Below are 928 nucleotides of genomic sequence, written 5' to 3' on the forward strand. Positions count from 1 at the left end.
AAAAGACCTTGGAACCATCAGATCCAGCTCAGCTTATCAGCAACCGTGTATGCCTACTTGTATGCCTCGCCACCCGACGCCCAGCCAAGAGCAGTCATTAAGCGGCCTTCAAGGTTAAGTGTTGACGTAGTCGCTGTTTCTAACTTGCGAATCGCCTGGCTGACAGCGGGCTGGCTTACGCTCAATACCCGTGCCGCCTTGCTGGTGCTGCCAGCGTTCTCGATTAACTTTATTACACCTATCTAAACCTCTTATATTAAAGCCATAGTGTCAGTATAACTTAATCTCAAGCGACACTCGTATCACATAGTCACCAGCTATTCGATGCTACTTCATAGCTTTCTGAATACATGCCACAGCTATCTATACAACTTTAAGAGACCGTACTGAGCATGTGATACTTATAGAAAATGCCGACATTAGTCCGATGACCGTACCCATAGTATGATCGAGACGATGGATCAGTATCAGCTAATAGGCAATCTTTAGACACCCTATTTCATCTGCCTCCGAAGAATCAAAAGATGTGCAGATTGATAACCGAAGCCACTCAATTATCAGTTTTTTTGTCAAGCTTTGTATTCTCTTTTTCTGTTAATGCTCGATGATAAGCACGATCTCTATCAACCCTACCTTGGTCCGCGCGGAATTGCTCGTTTCGTTGTATCGACCGCTCTGCGCCATCAGCAGCGTACAGCAAGCTAGATACGGAAAAAAGGAGCGTTACAAAAGCCATTTTTGCTAAAATCATAATTTAAGCCCTTAGGTTTTAACTCTGAAAACCAAACCACTTCAACTGACTCTAGGTTAAGTTGAGGGAGAATTTACAAGATTATCAGCCTTCGACAGGCTAATTAATAACCAGAGGCACAGCCAGCAAAACTGGCTGTAGCCGTCAACGAATCAATGACCTCAACTTTTTAAATAT

At 43.6% G+C, this 928-nt stretch carries 1 protein-coding gene; it reads left to right on the forward strand.

Translation table 11 applies throughout. The features are described 5' to 3' along the window. The coding region (locus tag QKY98_RS24115) for a hypothetical protein (RefSeq protein WP_284671681.1) at positions 1–246 on the forward strand (246 nt) is incomplete at its 5' end. Positions 247–928 lie beyond the last annotated feature (682 nt).

The sequence above is a fragment of the Pseudomonas sp. HR1 genome (assembly GCF_030175875.1).
Taxonomy (GTDB): domain Bacteria; phylum Pseudomonadota; class Gammaproteobacteria; order Pseudomonadales; family Pseudomonadaceae; genus Chryseomonas; species Chryseomonas oryzihabitans.